Origin of the sequence: Williamsia deligens, from assembly GCF_024171765.1 — a bacterium.
GTDB classification, from domain to species: Bacteria; Actinomycetota; Actinomycetes; order Mycobacteriales; family Mycobacteriaceae; genus Williamsia_A; species Williamsia_A deligens.
This window is the reverse complement of the sequence record NZ_JAMTCI010000002.1, coordinates 411,403-428,895: the sequence shown is the minus strand read 5'-3', so window position 1 is coordinate 428,895 and position 17,493 is coordinate 411,403. Positions and strand designations below refer to the sequence as shown.

Sequence of the window (17,493 nt, the reverse complement as noted above, 5' to 3'; positions counted from 1 at the left end):
GCCGAGATGCCGTGTGCGAGTCACCCCGTCGGGCGCCGAGGGTGACGGGGGAGCGTCGCGAAGCGGGGTAAACTCCGTCAGCGCGCCGAGCCGGGACACCGGTGGCGACGCAGCCGGCGGGACACAACTGCACACGAGGAGGCACCGGGTATGTCGGGCGACGATCGGTCGGAGAGCGACCGGCAGAGCGATGACGATCCCGGAACCCGTGTGGACGGCACCGACGGTCTCGTCGCGGCGGTCGTGACCCCCGTGGTCGCCGGACGCGGGATCGATCTCGAGGCGGTCGAGCTGTCCGGGTCGGGGAACTCCACCGTGGTGCGCATCGTGGTGGACGCCGACGACGGCGCCGAACTCGACGATCTCGCGGCGCTGAGCCGCCTGCTGTCCGAAGCGCTCGACGCCGCCGACCCCGATCCGCTCGGGGACCGGCAGTACACCCTCGAGGTCACCTCGCCGGGTGTCGACCGCCCGCTGACGGCGCCGCGGCACTGGCGACGCGCTCAGGGCCGCCGGGTCTCGGTGGAGATCCGACCGTCCCAGGGAGCAGCACCGGCGACGCGGGGCGAGCGCCTCGCCGGCCGGATCGGACGTCTCGTCGCCGACGGCGAGGGCGTGGAGATCGTGCTCCCGGCGCGTCGCGGGAGCTTCGAGGTCCGCGAGGTGTCGCTGGCCGATGTCGCCTCGGCGGTCGTCGGGGTCGACTTCTCGCCGCCCGGACCGACCGAACTCGCACTCTGTGGACTCGATGGCGCCGACACGCGCCGGGAAGGTGGACGATGAACATCGACATCGGCGCTCTGCGCATGATCGAGGCCGACAAGGGGATCCCCGCCGGCACCGTCATCACGGCCATCGAGACGGCCCTGTTGACCGCGTACCGGCACACCGATGGGTTCGCCCCGCACGCCCGCGTCGACGTGAACCGCAAGACCGGCGAGGTCCGGGTGATGGCGCAGACCCTCGACGAGGACGGCACCGTCATCAGCGAGTGGGACGACACCCCGGAGGGATTCGGTCGCATCGCCGCCACCACGGCCCGCCAGGTCATCCTGCAGCGACTGCGTGACGCGGAGAACGAGAAGAGCTTCGGCGAGTACGTCACGCACGAGGGCGAGATCGTCGGCGGCGTCGTGCAGCAGGACGCGCGGGCCAACGCCCGCGGACTCATCGTGGTGCGCATCGGCAGCGAGGCGACCGGCGCGGAGGGCATCCTCCCGCCCGCGGAGCAGGTGCCCGGTGAGACCTACAAGCACGGCGACCGCATCAAGTGCTACGTCGTCGGCGTGACCCGCGGCACCCGCGGACCGCAGATCACCCTGAGCCGCACCCACCCCAACCTGGTGCGCAGGCTCTTCTCTCTCGAGGTCCCCGAGATCGGCGACGGCTCGGTCGAGATCGTCGCGGTGGCCCGTGAGGCCGGCCACCGGTCGAAGATCGCCGTGCACACCGGCGTCGCGGGTCTCAACGCCAAGGGTGCGTGCATCGGCCCGATGGGCCAGCGCGTGCGCAACGTGATGAGCGAGCTCGCCGGCGAGAAGATCGACATCATCGACTACAGCACCGATCCCGCGGTCTTCGTCGGCAACGCCCTGTCGCCGTCGAAGGTGGTGTCGGTGACGGTCGTGGACCTCGCGACCAAGGCCGCCCGCGTCGTCGTCCCCGATTACCAGCTGTCGCTGGCGATCGGGAAGGAGGGGCAGAACGCCCGGCTGGCGGCGCGGCTGACCGGGTGGCGCATCGACATCCGGTCCGACGCCGAGGAACGCGAGGCGCAGGCCGCGAGGGGTGCAGGCGACGTCGCAGGGCGCACAGCCCCGGGTGTGACGACCTCCGACGGCTGACGACACGCCATGGGGACGTCGTCATGCGGTCACCTCGGATTTGCGACGGGCGGTAGACTGCTCGATGGTTGACAGAGCGCTGACGACCACCGGCCCCGTGCGAACGTGTGTCGGGTGTCGCCGGCGCGCCGCGGTGGCCGATCTGATTCGGTTCGCCGCGGTGGTGTCCGCGGATCCGATCACCGAGGCCGTCACGACGACGGTGACACTCGACCGTGCGTCGGATCTCGGGGGCCGAGGCGCCTGGCTGCATCCCGATCGTGAGTGTCTGCGATCGGCGGTGCGACGCCGGGCCTTCATCCCCGCACTGCGGGCACCCGATGCGCGAGTGGACGAGTCGGTCCTCGGAGACGAGATCGACGCGGTGCTCGCAGACCGAGAGGGACGACCGGCCGCCGACGGCGGTCGGGGAGAGTCGAGGGCAGACCGGCCCACGACAGGACAGGTAGCAGAAGACATGAGCACACCGTGAAGTTCCCACGATGAGCACGTTTCGGACGTAATCCGAGGCCGTAGCGGGCAGCCCGCTCGGCCTCACCAGTGAGGAGAGCAGTGGCAGGCAAGGCCCGCGTGCACGAGTTGGCCAAAGAACTCGGTGTCACCAGCAAGGAAGTCCTGGCTCGCTTGAGCGAGCAGGGCGAGTTCGTGAAGTCCGCGTCGTCGACGGTGGAAGCCCCCGTCGCCCGACGCCTCCGGGAGTCGTTCCCGTCCGCCGGCGGAGGCAAGTCCGGCGGTTCGTCCACCGGCAACGGTGCGGCGTCGTCCGCTCCCAAGCCCGGTGCCACACCCGGCCCCCGGTCGGCGGCACCCCAGTCCGCACCCCCGGCCGCGGCACCCCAGTCCAGTGGTCCCAAGCCGGGTGCTCCGAGGCCCGCTGCCCCGCCGGCACCCGCTCCGGCGGCGCCCGCGGCTCCGGCCGCTCCCGCGCAGCCTGCACCGGCCGCCGCGGCGACCCCGGCCCCGGCGCAGCCCGCCCCGCCCGCGGCTCCGCAGGCCCCGGCCGACCCGCCGGCCGCCGGCGGCACCGCCGCCCCGCAGGCCCCGGGTCCGCGGCCCGCACGTCCGGGCCCCAAGCCCGGCCCGCGTGCACCGCGTGTCGGGAACAACCCCTTCTCGTCGACGCCCGCACCGCGTCCCGCTGCTCGCCCGGCTCCGGGCCAGCAGCCCGGTGGCGGCGCACCCCGTCCGGGTGCGCGGCCCGCAGCCGGCCCCGGCGGTCCGCGCCCGGCGCCCGGCCAGGGCGGACCCCGTCCGAGCCCCGGCAGCATGCCCCCGCGCCCGAACCCCGGCGCCATGCCGGCACGCGCAGCACGTCCCGGCCCTGCCGGTGCTCCCGGCCGCGGCCGTCCCGGCGGCCCCGGTCGTCCGGGTGCCGGCGGCGGCGGTGGTGGCTACCGCGGTGGCGGTGCACCCACGGGTGCCCCGACCGGTGGTCCCCCCGGCGGTTTCCGGGGTCGTCCCGGTGGTGGCGGTCGAGGTCGCGGCGGCGGTGCCGCAGGTGCCTTCGGTCGTCCCGGTGGAGCGCCGCGTCGCGGCCGCAAGTCGAAGCGGGCGAAGCGCGCCGAATACGAATCGATGCAGGCCCCGGCCGTCGGCGGCGTCCGTCTGCCCCGCGGCAACGGCGAGACGATCCGTCTCGCCCGCGGTGCCTCGCTGGTCGACTTCGCCGACAAGATCGACGCCAACCCGGCAGCTCTGGTGCAGGCGTTGTTCAACCTCGGTGAGATGGTCACGGCGACCGAGTCGGTCAACGACGAGACGCTGGAGCTGCTCGGCGGCGAGATGAACTACGTCGTCCAGGTCGTCAGCCCGGAGGACGAGGACCGCGAGCTGCTCGACAGCTTCGACCTCACCTACGGCGAGGACGAAGGTGGCGAGGAGGACCTCGAGCAGCGTCCGCCCGTGGTCACCGTCATGGGTCACGTCGACCACGGCAAGACCCGACTGCTGGACACGATCCGCAAGGCCAACGTCCGCGAGGCCGAGGCCGGTGGCATCACCCAGCACATCGGTGCCTACCAGGTCGACACCGACCTCAACGGCGAGCACCGTCTCATCACCTTCATCGACACCCCGGGTCACGAGGCGTTCACCGCCATGCGTGCCCGTGGTGCGAAGGCGACCGACATCGCGATCCTCGTGGTCGCCGCCGACGACGGCGTCATGCCGCAGACGGTGGAGGCGCTCAACCACGCGCAGGCGGCCGACGTGCCGATCGTCGTGGCGGTCAACAAGATCGACAAGGAAGGCGCCGACCCGGCCAAGATCCGCGGTCAGCTCACCGAGTACGGATTGATCCCCGAGGAGTACGGCGGCGAGAGCATGTTCGTCGACATCTCCGCGCGGGAGGGCACCAACATCGACGCCCTGCTCGAGGCCGTCCTGCTGACCGCGGACGCGTCGCTCGACCTGCGGGCCAACCCGGACATGGACGCCCAGGGTGTCGCCATCGAGGCCCACCTCGACCGCGGTCGCGGCCCTGTGGCCACCGTCCTCGTCCAGCGCGGCACGCTCAAGGTCGGTGACTCGATCGTCGCCGGTGACGCCTACGGTCGAGTCCGGCGCATGGTCGACGAGCACGGTGACGACGTCGCCGAGGCGACGCCGTCGCGTCCGGTCCAGGTGATCGGGTTCACCTCGGTGCCCGGCGCCGGCGACAACCTCCTCGTCGTCGACGAGGACCGCATCGCCCGTCAGATCGCCGACCGTCGCAACGCGCGCAAGCGCAACGCGATGGCCGCACGCAGCCGCAAGCGCATCAGCCTCGACGACCTCGACGCCGCGCTGAAGGAGACGTCGCAGCTCAACCTGATCCTCAAGGGCGACAACTCCGGAACGGTGGAGGCCCTCGAGGAGGCGCTGCTCAACATCGACATCGGCGACGAGGTGCAGCTGCGCGTCATCGACCGCGGTGTCGGTGGCGTCACCGAGACCAACGTCAACCTGGCGACGGCCTCGGACGCGATCATCGTCGGGTTCAACGTGCGCGCGGAGGGCAAGGCCACCGAGCTGGCCAACCGCGAGGGCGTCGACATCCGGTACTACACGGTGATCTACCAGGCGATCGAGGAGATCGAGAACGCTCTCAAGGGCATGCTCAAGCCGATCTACGAAGAGGTCGAGCTCGGGCGGGCGGAGATCCGCGCGATCTTCCGCTCCTCCAAGGTCGGCAACATCGCCGGTTGCCTCGTGCAGTCGGGCATCATGCGGCGCAACGCCAAGGCCCGCCTGCTGCGCGACAACGTCGTGGTCGCCGAGAACCTCACCGTCTCCTCGCTCAAGCGTGAGAAGGACGACGCCACCGAGGTCCGCGAAGGCTACGAATGCGGTCTCACCCTGACGTACAACGACATCAAGGTCGACGACGTCATCGAGACCTACGAGCTGCAGGAGAAGGCCCGCACCTAGAGTCGCGGTCCGCAACACGACAGAGGTTCACACCCCCGACGCCCGGGCACCCGATCCATCAGGTGCCCGGGCGTCGGGCTCCCCGGGCAGGGAGCGAGGAAGGAGCACCACCATGGCCGATCCGGCCCGCGCACAGCGACTCGCCAAGCGCATCTCGTCGATCGTGGCGTCTGCGATCAGCGGGGAGATCAAGGATCCCCGTCTGGCGTACGTCACCGTCACCGACACCACCGTCACCGCCGACCTGCACGAGGCGACCGTCTACTACACGGTCATGGGGGAGTCGATCGACGCCGAACCCGACCTCGACGCGGCCGCGGCCGGGCTCGCCCGCGCCACCGGGGTGCTGCGCTCCAAGGTCGGTGCCGGCACCGGGGTGCGGTTCACCCCGACACTGCGGTTCGTCCTCGACACCGTCCCCGACACCGCCCGCGAGATGGAGGAACTCGTCGCGCGTGCGCGCGCCCAGGACGAGATGGTCGCCCGTCGGGCCGCCGAGGCGGTGCCCGCGGGCGATCCGGACCCGTACCGCAGCGACGCGGACAGTTCCGATCACGACGACGATGACGCCGGATCGGATGGTGCGCACGGCTACGATGGGCCACGATCGTCCGCGCCGTGACGGGCCCGGACCGCGGGGGGACGACGGGATCGGAGGTGGGGGTGCCGGACATCGGATCGTGTGATCGCGTCGTCGAGGTGCTCCGTGAGGCGCCCGCCGTCACCCTGCTCACCCACGTACGCCCCGACGCGGACACGGTCGGATCTGCACTGGCCCTCGCGCTGGCGCTCGACCGATCCGGCGTCGACGTGGAGGTCGGTGTCCCGGGTCCGATGCCCCTGCCCGACGCGCTGGGTCGACTGCCCGGGGCGAAGCTGATCGTCCCGGCCCCGGAGATCGTGGGGAACCGGACCGTCGTCGCGCTCGACTGCGCGAGCGCGGAACGCCTCGACGACCTGCGCGACGTGTTCGACTCGGGCACCACCCGCGTCGTCATCGACCACCACGCCTCCAACGTCGGGTTCGGCGACGTCGACCTCATCGACCCCGACGCCGACTGCACCGCCGAGATCGTCCTGCAGGTGCTCGACGGGTACGGCGCCGACGTCGACGTGGATGTCGCGACCTGTCTGTACGCCGGACTCGTGACCGACACCGGGTCGTTCCGGTGGGCGCGTCCCGGGTCGCATGCGATCGCCGCCCGACTGCTCGATGCCGGTGTCGACGGCCCCGGGTGGACGCGCACCCTGCTCGACACCCACCGCTTCGGGTGGCTCGCCATGGTCGCCGACGCACTCCGATCGGCGGTCCTCGTCCCGGAGGCGTTCGGCGGCAACGGCCTGGTCTACGCCTGCGTCGACCACACCTGGCGCGACGCGATCGGGTGGGACGAGGCGGAGAGCGTCATCGACCTCGTCCGCACGATCGGCGACGCCGATGTCGCGGTGGTCTTCAAGGAGTCCGCCCCCGGGCGGTGGACCGTGTCGATGCGGTCCCGGTCGGTGACGGATCTGGTCCCGGTCGCCCGTGCGCACGGCGGCGGTGGACATCCGCATGCCGCCGGCTTCGGGTTCACGGGTTCCGTCGACGAGGTCGTGGCCTCGTTCACCACGGCGTGAGCGACGGGTCCACCACCTCCTTCCCCGCGATCGGCCATCTCGCCGCGTCGGCGTTGGTGGTGTTGATCGCCGAACCGCTGTATCTCATGGAGGACCTCGCGGTCGTCGGCAGGCTCGGCACGGAACCCCTTGCCGCGCTCGGGGTCGGCACCGTCGTCCTCGGCGTCGTCAGCACCCAGCTGACCTTCCTGTCCTACGGGACCACCGCGCGGTCGGCGCGATGGTTCGGTCGTGGCGATCGTTCCGCGGCGGTCGGGGAGGGGGTGTCGGCGTCCTGGCTCGCGATCGGGGTCGGTCTGGCCATCGTCGCGGTCGTCGCGTCACTCGCGGGACCGATCGTCGGTCTCATCGCCGCCGACGGGGCCGTCGCGGGCGAGGCCGCCGGATGGCTGCGGATCGCCGTCTGTGGTGTCCCGCTCATCCTGCTGACCATGGCCGGCAACGGATGGATGCGCGGCGTCCGCGACACCCGACGGCCTGTCGTGTACGTCGCCCTCGGACTGGGGCTGAGCGCCGTGCTCTGCCCACTGCTCGTCCACGGGCTGCTCGGTGCACCCGATCTGGGTCTGCACGGCAGCGCGGTGGCCAACGTCGTCGGACAGTCGGTGGCGGGGGCGCTGTTCGCGGTCCGACTCCTGAGGGAGACGCGGGAGTCGGGCGGTGCGATCTCGCCGTGGCCGGTGTTCGCGGTGGTGCGGGCGCAGCTCGTCCTCGCCCGCGACCTCGTCGTGCGGAGCCTGTCGTTCCAGGTCTGCTTCCTCTCCGCCGCGGCGGTCGCCGCCCGGTTCGGCGTCGCCGCACTGGCGGCCCACCAGGTGGTGCTGCAGCTGTGGAACTTCCTGTCGTTGCTGCTCGACGCCCTGGCCATCGCCGCGCAGTCGCTCGTCGGGGCGGCGCTGGGTGCCGGGACCGCTGTCGCTGCGCGCATCGTCGCCCGACGCGTGACCCTGGTGTCGGTGGCCGTGGCCGCCGTGGCACTGCTGGTGCTGGCCGCGGCGCGCACGCCGATCGCCGGGATCTTCACCACCGACCCCGAGGTGCTCGACGCGTCGGCCACCCCCTGGTGGTTCCTCGTCGGGATGTTGCCGGTCGCGGGGGTCGTCTTCGCGCTCGACGGGGTGCTCCTGGGTTCCGGTGACGCGGCGTACCTGCGGACCACCACCGTCGCGAGTGCGCTCGTCGGGTTCCTGCCGCTGATCTGGGCGTCGCTGGCCTTCGACTGGGGGTTGGCCGGCATCTGGACGGGGCTGGCGGCGTTCATGGCGTTGCGGCTCGTCGCCGTGACCGCGCGACTCGCCTCGGGACGGTGGACGCGGATCGAGCTGGGCTGAACAGCATCGATAGAGTCGATCGGATGGCAACCCTGTGGGCGATCAGCGATCTGCACGTCAGCCATCGCGGCAACGACGAGATCGTGGACCGGATCACACCCGACTCTCCCGACGACTGGCTGATCGTCGCCGGTGACGTCGCCGAACGCACCGACGACATCGCCGAGACGTTGCGTCGACTGCGCACGCGGTTCGCGACCGTGGTGTGGGTGCCCGGCAACCACGAGCTGTACACCACAGCGAAGGACCCGCTGCAGATCCACGGCGTCGCCCGCTACGACTACCTCGTCCAGGCGTGCCGCGACCTGGGGGTCGTCACCCCCGAGGACATCTACCCGCTCTTCGATCCCGGCGACGGGACGCCCCCGGTGCGGGTGGTCCCGATGTTCCTGTTGTACGACTACACCTTCCGTCCACCGGGCACCCACACGGCGCTGTCGGCGCTGGCCGTCGCCCGCGAGAACAACGTCGTGGCGACCGACGAGTTCCTGCTCTCACCCGAGCCGTACGGCACCCGCGACGCCTGGGGGCGCGCCCGCATCGAGGCCACCCGGACCCGCCTCGACGCCCTCGACCCGTCCGAGCGGACCATCCTGATCAACCACTGGCCGTTGCGGCGCGAGCCGACGGACGCGTTGATGTACCCGGAGTTCGCGCTGTGGTGCGGCAGTGAGCTCACCGAGGACTGGCACACCCGCTACAACGCGGCCTGCTGCGTGTACGGCCACCTCCACATCCCGCGCACCACCTGGTACGACGACATCCGCTTCGAGGAGGTGTCGGTCGGATACCCCCGCGAGTGGAAGCGACGCGGACTGCCGGACCCGCTGTTGCGGCGCATCACCCCCGACGACGGCACCCGCCCGGAGGATCTGCCCGAGCACGGCGCCCGGTTCGAGCTGCCCCCGGACTACCGCGAACGCGCGAAGGAGTTCACCGAGCGGGTGGCCCGACAGCGGGAGCTCCGTGCGGAGAAGCGTGCGCAGCGCGACGGGGGCGCATCGTGATCGAGAAGGTGGTCGCCTCGGGTGCGGTGTGCGCCGAGGCCTTCGACGACCCGCAGGACGCGGGGCTGCTCCCCGGTGAGGAGTCGATCGTGGCCCGCGCCGTCGACAAGCGACGGCGCGAGTTCGCGACCGTGCGGACCCTGGCGCGTCGTGCGCTGTCGCATCTCGGGGAGGAACCGGTGGCGATCCTGCGCGGGGAGAAGGGCGAACCGCTGTGGCCGCGCGGTGTCGTCGGGAGCCTCACGCACTGCGACGGTTATCGCGCCGCCGTCGTCGGCCACAAACTGCGGATCCGGTCGGTCGGGATCGACGCGGAGCCCCACGGACCGCTGCCCGACGGTGTGCTCGACCACGTCAGCCTCCCCGAGGAACGCGAGGTCCTCGCGCGTCGCGATCCCGGCCTGCACTGGGACCGACTGCTGTTCTGCGCCAAGGAGGCCACCTACAAGACGTGGTTCCCGCTGACCGGCCGGTGGCTCGGGTTCGAGGACGCGCACATCGAGTTCGAGCGCGCCGACGATTACTCGGGGTCGTTCCGCTCCCGGCTCCTCGTCGACGGGTCCGTCACCGACGGCGGCACGCCGCTCACCGAGTTCGAGGGCGCGTGGCGCGTCGAGAACGGCCTCATCGTCACCTCGATCACGCTGTGACGGCCGACGACAGGCGCTCCGACGCCGGAGCGGTGACCGCCGCCGGACTCGTCCTGGTGGACAAGCCGGGCGGGATGACGAGCCACGACGTGGTCGCCCGCTGCCGGAAGGCGTTCTCCACCCGCAAGGTCGGCCACGCCGGGACCCTGGACCCGATGGCCACCGGTGTCCTGGTCATCGGCATCGAACGCGCGACGAAACTGCTCGGGCTGCTGTCGCTGACGACGAAGTCGTACACGGCGACCATCCGGCTCGGCGCGGGCAGTGACACCGACGACGCCGACGGGACGGTCGGGGACCGGGTCGACGTCGATCACCTCGACATCGACGGGGTCCGCGCCGCCGCGGCCCGGTTCGAGGGGGAGATCGACCAGGTCCCGGCGAGCGTCAGCGCCATCAAGGTCGACGGCCGCCGTGCGCACGCCCTGGTGCGCGACGGGGTGGAGGTCACCCTCGCGTCGCGGCGGGTCACCGTCTCCCGGTTCGCGATCGTCGGCCACCGCTTCACCGACGGGTGGCTCGACGCGGACGTGGAGGTCGACTGCTCGTCGGGGACCTACATCCGTTCGCTGGCACGCGATCTCGGTGCCGCTCTCGGGGTCGGCGGGCACCTCACGGTGCTCCGCCGCACCGCCGTCGGGCCGTTCACGATCGACACCGCCACCCCGCTCGACGAACTCGAGACCGATCCGCGGATGTCGTTGCCCATCGATCAGGCGATCGCCGTCGCGTTCCCCCACCGCGTCATCGACGACGACCAGGCGGAGTCGATCAGTCAGGGCCGCTGGCTCGAACCCGTCGGCATGACGGGTGTGTACGCCGCGGTCACCGCCGACGGGCGGGTGATCGCACTCCTGCAGGAGAAGGGGCGGCGTGCGGCGTCGGTGATGGTGGTCCGGCCCGCCACGCTCCGCTAGGGCTCGCGGACGGGGTCGACCCAGATCGCGCGGGTGGCGGGGTCGCCGAGATCGATGGGGTCGCCGTTGTCCACGCACACCGAGACGGTGCCCGCGAACGGGCGCTGCTCGACGACGTCGATCCGTCGGTCCAGCGCGATGCCGATCGAGTCGAAGTACCGCAGCATGGCCGGGTCGGTGTCGGCGATGCGCGCGACGAGACCGCCGGAGCCCGGGCCGAAGTCGGCGAGTTGACGTGCCTGCGACGTGGGCAGATCACCGGTCCGGTCGGGGATCGGGTCGCCGTGCGGATCCCGGGTGGGGTGGCCCAGCTTGGCGTCGAGACGGTCGACGAGTTTCTCCGACATGGCGTGTTCGAGGATCTCCGCCTCGTCGTGCACCTCGTCCCAGCCGTAGCCGAGTTCGCGGACCAGGAACGTCTCGATCAGCCGGTGACGCCGCACCATGAGGATTGCGGCGGAGCGGCCCCGTTCGGTGAGGGTGACCGCGCCGTAGCGGGCGTGCGAGACGAGGCCCTGGTCGGCGAGTTTGCGCACCGCTTCCGACACCGTCGACGGGGAGACGGTCAGCTTCTCCGCGAGGAGCTTGGTCGTGACCTTGGCCTCCGACCACTCCTGCGCACTCCAGATCACCTTCAGGTAGTCCTGCGCGACCGTCGACAGGTCCGCCACGGGGACCACGGCGGGGTCCGCCGTGCCGTCGGTGCCGGGGCGGCCGTCGCTGGGAGACACCCCGCGAGCCTATTGCACCCGGATCGGTGCGCGTGTGACGCACGGGACGTCGGCGTACGGGAGGTGTTCCTCGCCCGCGGCCCTGCCCGTACGCTGGGGGCGTGCTGCGATGGCGAGGGTTGGAGGACATCCCTGCGGGATGGGGCCGTTGCGTCGTCACCATCGGCGTCTTCGACGGGGTGCACCGAGGTCATGCCCAACTGATCGCGACGGCGACGGCGGCCGCGAAGAAGCGCGGCGTCCCGGCCGTGCTGATGACCTTCGACCCGCATCCGGCCGAGGTGGTCCGGCCCGGGACGCATCCCCCGCAGCTGTCCACCCTCACGCGGCGCGCGGAACTGGCCGAGGAACTCGGCATCGACGTCTTCTGCGTGATGCCCTTCACGCCGGTGCTGGCTGCGCAGTCACCCAAGGACTTCGCCCACGAGGTGCTCGTCGAGGGCCTGCACGCGGCCGATGTCGTGGTCGGCGCGAACTTCACCTTCGGGAAGAAGGCGGCAGGCACGGTGGAGGTCCTCGCCGATCTCGGCCGCACGTTCGGCTTCGAGGTACAGGCGGTGTCGCTGCTCGGGGACGGGACCGGCGACTCGGGGTCGCAGCGTCCGGCGGTCACCTTCTCGTCGACCTACATCCGGTCCTGCGTCGCCGCCGGCGACGTCGAGGCCGCGGCGGAGGCGCTGGGCCGCCCGCACCGTGTCGAGGGTGTCGTGGTCCGTGGCGACGGCCGCGGGCGCGAGATGGGTTATCCGACAGCGAACGTCGCACCGCCGATGTACTCGGCCATCCCGTCCGACGGGGTCTACGCGGCGTGGTTCACGGTGCTCGGCCCGGGCCCGGTCGTGGGGCAGGTGGTCCCCGGCGAGAGCTACCAGGCGGCGGTGTCCGTCGGGTCGAACCCGACGTTCTCCGGTCGGACACGGACCGTGGAGGCCTTCGTCCTCGACACCCACGCCGACCTGTACGGACAGCACGTCGCCGTCGACTTCGTCGCCCGCATCCGGGGCATGGAGAAGTTCGACTCCATGCAGGAGCTCATCGACCAGATGGATCGCGACGTCGAGGTGGCCCGCGAGGCGCTCGCCCCCTGAGCACCCCGCTCGTACCTGCCGATTCACGGCGATTCGGACACGACCGATAAGGTTTGGCTATCCAAACCGACGGTCAGTCGGTCCGTCGGCGGTGGAGGAATGCCGGATGCGTCAACTTCTCGGGCGAGCGATGAGCCTCGCCCTGGTCACGGTGTGTGCGGCGTCCGTCGCCGCCTGCGGGGCATCGGAGTCGCTCGACGATCGGCCTGCCGGCCGGGGGGAGCCCTCGGGAACGTTCCCGCAGTCGCTCGACAACTGCGGCGAACGGCTCACCGTCCACGAGGCGCCGACGCGGGTCGTGTCCCTGGACCAGGGGTCGACGGAGATCCTGCTCTCGCTCGGTCTGGCCGACCGCATCGTCGGGACCGCGTCCTGGACGGATCCCGTCAAGGCCGATCTCGCCGACGAGAACGCCCGTGTACCGCGACTGGCCGACAATGCACCGAGCTTCGAGGCCGTGATGGCCACCGAGCCGACGTTGGTGACGGCATCCTTCGGTCGCCACCTGCGGGAGAAGGGGGGCGTGGCGTCGCGGGAGCGGTTCGCGACCAGCGGTGTCCCCACCTACCTGTCCCCGGCCGACTGCGACAACGGCCGCAGCGTCAACGGCGGCGCCAAGCGCACGACCCCGCAGACCATCGACTCCGTGTTCCGCGAGATCACCGAACTGGCAACCCTGTTCGACGTCCGCGCCCGCGGTGAGGCTCTCGTCGCGAGCCTGCGGGCACGCGTCGAGAAGGCGCGTTCGAGCGTTGCGTCGTCCGGTGCGTCGATCGGGTTCTGGTTCGCCGACACCCGCACGCCGTACTTCGCCGCCGGACTCGGCTCGGGCAATCTGCTCGCGCAGTCGGTGACGGCGCGCAACGTGTTCGCCGACGTCCGAGACGACTGGCCGGCCACCACCTGGGAGAGCGTCGTGGACCGCGATCCCACGGTCATAGTTCTCGGTGACCTGACCCGGGATCGGTTCCCCGGCGACCGTCTCGACGACAAGAAGCGGTTCCTCGCCACCGACCCCGTCACCCGGACGATGCCCGCGGTGCGGGAGCAGCGGTATGTCGCGCTGCACGGCGCCGAGATGAACGCCTCGATCCAACTCGTCGACGGCATCGAGAAGCTGGCCGCGGGTCTGGCCCGCCTGCCCCAGAGGTGAACGCACCCGTGGTGGATCCCGCTCTCGTGGCACGGAGCAGCAGCGTGCGGTCGGCGACGCCCATGGTCATCACCGGTGTCCTGGTCGTCGTCGGTCTCGTCGCGTGTGTGCTGTCGGTGATGGTGGCAATCACCCTCGGAGCGGCGGACATCTCGCTGGTCAACGTGCGGGACATCGTCGGGAACCACCTCGGCGTCACCGACATCCCCGTGCGGCGGTCCGAGGACGCCATCGTCTGGCAGGACCGTCTGCCGCGGTCCCTCGTGGCGGCGGCGGCGGGCGCGGGTCTCGCGATCTGCGGTGTCGTGTTGCAGTCGCTCCTGCGCAACCCGCTCGCGGACCCGTTCCTGCTCGGCATCTCATCGGGAGCGTCCACCGGGGCGGTGGTGCTGGGGATCCTCGGGCTCGGCGCCGGTGCGGTGGGACTGTCGGGCGGTGCGTTCATCGGCGCGCTGGTCGCATTCGCGTTGGTCGTGTTCCTGGCCCGGGTGTCCGGAGGCACCACCGACCGTCTGGTACTCGCGGGGATCGCTGTGACGCAACTGTTCTCGGCCCTGACCTCGCTGGTCATCTTCGCCTTCGCCGACGCCGACGAGACCCGCGGCGTGATGTTCTGGCTCCTCGGTTCGCTCGACGGTGTGCGGTGGGGGGATGTGCAGGTGGCCGCCGCCGCGGCAGTCCTCGGCGTCGCCGTGTGTTGGGCACTGGCGCATGTGCTCGACGCCTTCGCCTTCGGCGACGACGTCGCCTCCTCCCTCGGCGTGCCCGTGACCGCGGTCCGGTCGGCGCTGCTGGTGGTGACCGCCCTCGTCACCGCTGCGCTCGTCAGCGTCACCGGTGCGATCGGCTTCGTCGGGCTGGTCCTCCCGCACGCCGCGAGATTCCTGGTCGGCCCCGGCCACGCACGTCTGATCCCGGTCTGCTCGGTCGTCGGTGCGGTGTTCATGGTCTGGGTCGACACGGTGTCGCGGGTCGCGTTCTCACCCACCCCGCTGCCCGTGGGTGTGGCGACCGCGCTCATCGGCGTGCCGGCCTTCGTCGCGCTGATGTCCCGGCGGGGTGCGCGGCCATGACCCTGCGCGCGCTCGACGTCTCGTGGGACCGCGGTGGGGCGATGGTCCTCGACGGTGTCTCCGTCGAACCCGAGACAGGGGAGACGGTCGGGCTGCTGGGGCCCAACGGTTCCGGGAAGTCGTCGCTGCTGCGACTGCTGGCCGGCTTCGACCGCCCCAGCGCCGGCGCCGTCCGCCTCGGTGACACCGACCTGCGCGGGGTCCGGCGGCGAGAGATCGCCCGGTCACTGGCCGTCGTCGCCCAGGAGTCGGGCACCGACGTGGCCATCCGCGTGCGCGACGTCGTCGCGCTCGGTCGCCTCCCGCACCGAGGACCTCTCGGTCCCGACCACGCGTCCGACCGCGCCGCCGTGGACCGAGCGTTGACCCACGCCGGCCTCGTCGACAAGGCGGACCGGCTCTGGCACCAGCTGTCGGGCGGTGAGCGTCAGAGGGTGCAGATCGCGCGGGCGCTCGCGCAGGAACCCACCCACCTCCTGCTGGACGAGCCGACGAACCATCTCGACATCCGCCACCAGCTGGACCTGCTGGACCTGGTGGCACGGCTACCGGTGACGGCAGTGGTCGCCCTGCACGACCTGAACCTCGCCGCGATGTTCTGCGACCACATCGTGGTGCTCAGGGCGGGTCGCGTCGTCGCAGCCGGGCGCCCGGCGGAGGTGTTGACGTCCGACCTCATCGCGGACGTCTACGAGGTGACCGCGGACGTCGTCGTCGAGGCCGACGGCACGGTGACGGTCCGGTACGGGCGGACGCGCCTGTCGACGGGGAGATGACCGCCCCCACACCGGCGGCCGTCGTGCGCGGCGTCGTGCGCTCGTCGTCCACCGTGCGCCTGCTCGTCCTCACGCAGCTGGTCTTCAACACCGGCTTCTTCATGGTCCTGCCGTATCTGGCGGTGCATCTCACCGACGGGGTGGGGCAGGGCGCCGCTGTCGTCGGGGCGGTGCTGGGTCTGCGGACGCTCATGCAGCAGGGACTGTTCGTGGTCGGGGGCGCTGTCGCCGACCGGTTCGGCGCGCGCCCGGTCGTGGTCACCGGATGTCTCTGCCGGGCAGCGGGATTCATCGCCCTCGGGTGGGCGGGTTCACTCCCCGCGATCGTCGTGAGCGTGTGTCTCACCGGGTTCGCGGGGGCTCTGTTCTCGCCCGCGGTCGACGCGGAACTCGCGCATGCCACCACCGACGGTGCGAGCGCCGGGACCGCACACGCCGCCCGGCTGGAGGGGTTCGCCCTCATGAACCTCGGCGGCCAGGTGGGTGCGGCGGCAGGCCCGGTGATCGGGGCGGCGCTGCTCACGGTGGACTTCCGGGTCGTGTGCGTCACGTCGGCCGCGGTGTTCGTCGTGATGTCGGTGGTCCACCTGCGGATGTTCCCCACGGGAGGGCGACAGTCAGGGATCGACCGCACCTCGGGGGAGGTGCGACGGATCCTGCGTGACCGGACGTTCGTCGCGTTCGCGCTGGTCGTCAGCGTGCAGGTGGTGATCTACAACCAGCTGTACTTCCTGCTCCCCGACGCCGTCGAGGGCGCCTGGGGTTCGCAGACCCCGATGGGTGTCCTGTTCGCGATCGCGGCGATCACCGTCGTCGTGGCGCAGCTGCGGGTGTCCGCGCAGGTCGTGGACCGGGCGCCGGGCCATGTCCTCGCCGCCGGTCTCGGTGTCGTCGCTGTCGGCCCCCTGGTCGCGGCGCTGGTCCCGGTGTCCGGACTGACGGGTCCACCCGCCGTCGTCGTCCTGGCCGTCTTCGTGTTCTCCGCGGTCGGCGGACAGATGATCGTGGGTCCGGCGCTGCGCGCCGTGATCCCGGCGCTGGCCCGGGGCCGCCACCTGGGCACGCACTACGGACTGTGCGCCTCGGTGGGCGGGATCCTGGTCCTGCCGTGCTCCGCCGCGGTCGGGGCACTCGTCGACCACCTGCCGGCGGAGGGCATCGGCGCGGCGGTGCCCTGGTGGTCGCTCGCGGCCTGGGCGGCGATCGCGGCGGTGATCTGTCGCCGGTGGTCCGTGCCGGCGCTGCGTGGGCGGTGAGCGGCTCCGCGATTTGGGGACCGTCCCGACCCGTGGGTACCCTGGCCAGTCGGTGTTGCTGCAGTCCGCGGTGGCGCACCACCCCCGGACCGCCCTGGTGGGCGAGGGGATCTCATGAACGCGGTACCGATGTAGAGGAACACATGGCTCTCACGACCGAGCAGAAGAAGTCGATCCTGTCCGAGTACGGCCTCCACGAGACCGACACGGGTTCGCCCGAGGCGCAGATCGCGATGCTCACCAAGCGCATCAGCGACCTGACCGAGCATCTCAAGCAGCACAAGCACGACCACCACAGCCGTCGCGGGCTCCTGCTCCTCGTCGGTCGTCGCCGTCGTCTGCTCAAGTACATCGCGGCCGTCGACGTCCAGCGCTACCGCGCGCTGATCGAGCGCCTCGGTCTGCGTCGCTGACACGACACCCGCCTCCACCTGAGGCGGGGCGTCTTGCACGGACTCTCGGGTCCCCGGTGGTAGTCTCGCCGGGGACCCGATCTCGTGAGGGGTCGCCTCGCGGTACACGCTCGGGCGATCGGTCTTCGGTAGTGGCTGCCGGAACTCCTGTTCCGACCGCTTCGATCGACGGCCGTCGCCACGTGAAACACCCCGCCGCCGTCTGCGTGCTCCGGCACCACGCGGC

The 17,493-nt window shown here is 71.5% G+C and carries 17 protein-coding genes; 16 read left to right on the top strand and 1 reads right to left on the bottom strand.

Going from position 1 to position 17,493, the window contains the following annotated elements:
• The first annotated feature begins 150 nt into the window (after positions 1-150).
• The 10 genes from rimP (at position 151) to truB (ending at position 10,777) form a co-directional block, all read left to right on the top strand.
• Positions 151-783: a ribosome maturation factor RimP gene (rimP, locus tag LX14_RS16285; RefSeq protein ID WP_253648374.1), complete on the top strand. Its 633-nt coding sequence runs from the start codon at positions 151-153 to the stop codon at positions 781-783.
• Positions 780-1,844: a transcription termination factor NusA gene (nusA, locus tag LX14_RS16280; RefSeq protein WP_253648373.1), complete on the top strand. Its 1,065-nt coding sequence runs from the start codon at positions 780-782 to the stop codon at positions 1,842-1,844. Before rimP ends, nusA begins: the two co-directional genes overlap by 4 nt.
• A 64-nt stretch (positions 1,845-1,908) precedes the next feature.
• Complete coding sequence (locus tag LX14_RS16275) at positions 1,909-2,316, top strand: YlxR family protein (RefSeq protein WP_253648372.1); 408 nt, start codon at positions 1,909-1,911, stop codon at positions 2,314-2,316.
• 80 nt (positions 2,317-2,396) lie between these two features.
• Entirely contained in the window at positions 2,397-5,252 is a 2,856-nt protein-coding gene (infB, locus tag LX14_RS16270; RefSeq protein ID WP_253648371.1) for a translation initiation factor IF-2, read from the top strand.
• Positions 5,253-5,364: 112 nt separating this feature from the next.
• A complete protein-coding gene (rbfA, locus tag LX14_RS16265) occupies positions 5,365-5,874 on the top strand; it encodes a 30S ribosome-binding factor RbfA (RefSeq protein WP_253648370.1) in 510 nt (169 codons plus the stop codon).
• A gap of 50 nt (positions 5,875-5,924) precedes the next feature.
• Positions 5,925-6,872 (top strand): DHH family phosphoesterase, encoded by a 948-nt coding sequence (locus LX14_RS16260; protein ID WP_253648583.1) that lies wholly within the window; start codon positions 5,925-5,927, stop codon positions 6,870-6,872.
• A gap of 86 nt (positions 6,873-6,958) precedes the next feature.
• A complete protein-coding gene (locus tag LX14_RS16255) occupies positions 6,959-8,203 on the top strand; it encodes an MATE family efflux transporter (RefSeq protein ID WP_253648582.1) in 1,245 nt (414 codons plus the stop codon).
• Between the two features lie 23 nt (positions 8,204-8,226).
• Positions 8,227-9,210, top strand: a complete 984-nt coding sequence (locus LX14_RS16250; protein ID WP_253648369.1) for a metallophosphoesterase family protein — start codon at positions 8,227-8,229, stop codon at positions 9,208-9,210.
• Positions 9,207-9,860: a 4'-phosphopantetheinyl transferase family protein gene (locus LX14_RS16245; RefSeq protein ID WP_308214133.1), complete on the top strand. Its 654-nt coding sequence runs from the start codon at positions 9,207-9,209 to the stop codon at positions 9,858-9,860. Before LX14_RS16250 ends, LX14_RS16245 begins: the two co-directional genes overlap by 4 nt.
• A 74-nt stretch (positions 9,861-9,934) precedes the next feature.
• On the top strand, positions 9,935-10,777 hold the full coding sequence (gene truB / locus LX14_RS16240; RefSeq protein WP_253648580.1) for a tRNA pseudouridine(55) synthase TruB: 843 nt from the start codon (positions 9,935-9,937) through the stop codon (positions 10,775-10,777).
• Here truB and LX14_RS16235 read toward each other — a convergent pair.
• On the bottom strand, positions 10,774-11,508 hold the full coding sequence (locus LX14_RS16235; RefSeq protein ID WP_308214131.1) for a metal-dependent transcriptional regulator: 735 nt from the start codon (positions 11,506-11,508) through the stop codon (positions 10,774-10,776). The two genes, truB and LX14_RS16235, sit on opposite strands and share 4 nt — an antisense overlap.
• A gap of 101 nt (positions 11,509-11,609) precedes the next feature.
• On the opposite strand from LX14_RS16235, the gene LX14_RS16230 reads away from it, so the two are divergent.
• The 6 genes from LX14_RS16230 (at position 11,610) to rpsO (ending at position 17,267) form a co-directional block, all read left to right on the top strand.
• The gene (locus LX14_RS16230; protein ID WP_253648368.1) at positions 11,610-12,596 is read left to right on the top strand and encodes a bifunctional riboflavin kinase/FAD synthetase; all 987 of its coding nucleotides are present in this window, start codon (positions 11,610-11,612) and stop codon (positions 12,594-12,596) included.
• Between the two features lie 106 nt (positions 12,597-12,702).
• Positions 12,703-13,749: an ABC transporter substrate-binding protein gene (locus tag LX14_RS16225; protein ID WP_253648367.1), complete on the top strand. Its 1,047-nt coding sequence runs from the start codon at positions 12,703-12,705 to the stop codon at positions 13,747-13,749.
• 62 nt (positions 13,750-13,811) lie between these two features.
• On the top strand, positions 13,812-14,822 hold the full coding sequence (locus tag LX14_RS16220) for a FecCD family ABC transporter permease (RefSeq protein ID WP_253648578.1): 1,011 nt from the start codon (positions 13,812-13,814) through the stop codon (positions 14,820-14,822).
• Entirely contained in the window at positions 14,819-15,598 is a 780-nt protein-coding gene (locus tag LX14_RS16215) for an ABC transporter ATP-binding protein (RefSeq protein WP_253648366.1), read from the top strand. Before LX14_RS16220 ends, LX14_RS16215 begins: the two co-directional genes overlap by 4 nt.
• Positions 15,595-16,854: an MFS transporter gene (locus tag LX14_RS16210; protein WP_253648365.1), complete on the top strand. Its 1,260-nt coding sequence runs from the start codon at positions 15,595-15,597 to the stop codon at positions 16,852-16,854. The genes LX14_RS16215 and LX14_RS16210 overlap by 4 nt, the downstream gene beginning before the upstream one ends.
• A 143-nt stretch (positions 16,855-16,997) precedes the next feature.
• On the top strand, positions 16,998-17,267 hold the full coding sequence (rpsO, locus tag LX14_RS16205; RefSeq protein WP_253648364.1) for a 30S ribosomal protein S15: 270 nt from the start codon (positions 16,998-17,000) through the stop codon (positions 17,265-17,267).
• The last annotated feature ends 226 nt before the right edge of the window (positions 17,268-17,493 follow it).

Excerpts from the sequence above, each read along its gene's own strand:
- rimP (WP_253648374.1), top strand. The coding sequence starts at position 151 with ATGTCGGGCGACGATCGGTCGGAGAGCGACCGGCAGAGCGATGACGAT.
- nusA (WP_253648373.1), top strand. The coding sequence starts at position 780 with ATGAACATCGACATCGGCGCTCTGCGCATGATCGAGGCCGACAAGGGG.
- LX14_RS16275 (WP_253648372.1), top strand. The coding sequence starts at position 1,909 with ATGGTTGACAGAGCGCTGACGACCACCGGCCCCGTGCGAACGTGTGTC.
- rbfA (WP_253648370.1), top strand. The coding sequence starts at position 5,365 with ATGGCCGATCCGGCCCGCGCACAGCGACTCGCCAAGCGCATCTCGTCG.
- LX14_RS16255 (WP_253648582.1), top strand. The coding sequence starts at position 6,959 with ATGGAGGACCTCGCGGTCGTCGGCAGGCTCGGCACGGAACCCCTTGCC.
- LX14_RS16250 (WP_253648369.1), top strand. The coding sequence starts at position 8,227 with ATGGCAACCCTGTGGGCGATCAGCGATCTGCACGTCAGCCATCGCGGC.
- truB (WP_253648580.1), top strand. The coding sequence starts at position 9,935 with ATGACGAGCCACGACGTGGTCGCCCGCTGCCGGAAGGCGTTCTCCACC.
- LX14_RS16225 (WP_253648367.1), top strand. The coding sequence starts at position 12,703 with ATGCGTCAACTTCTCGGGCGAGCGATGAGCCTCGCCCTGGTCACGGTG.
- LX14_RS16220 (WP_253648578.1), top strand. The coding sequence starts at position 13,812 with ATGGTCATCACCGGTGTCCTGGTCGTCGTCGGTCTCGTCGCGTGTGTG.
- LX14_RS16215 (WP_253648366.1), top strand. The coding sequence starts at position 14,819 with ATGACCCTGCGCGCGCTCGACGTCTCGTGGGACCGCGGTGGGGCGATG.
- LX14_RS16210 (WP_253648365.1), top strand. The coding sequence starts at position 15,595 with ATGACCGCCCCCACACCGGCGGCCGTCGTGCGCGGCGTCGTGCGCTCG.
- rpsO (WP_253648364.1), top strand. The coding sequence starts at position 16,998 with ATGGCTCTCACGACCGAGCAGAAGAAGTCGATCCTGTCCGAGTACGGC.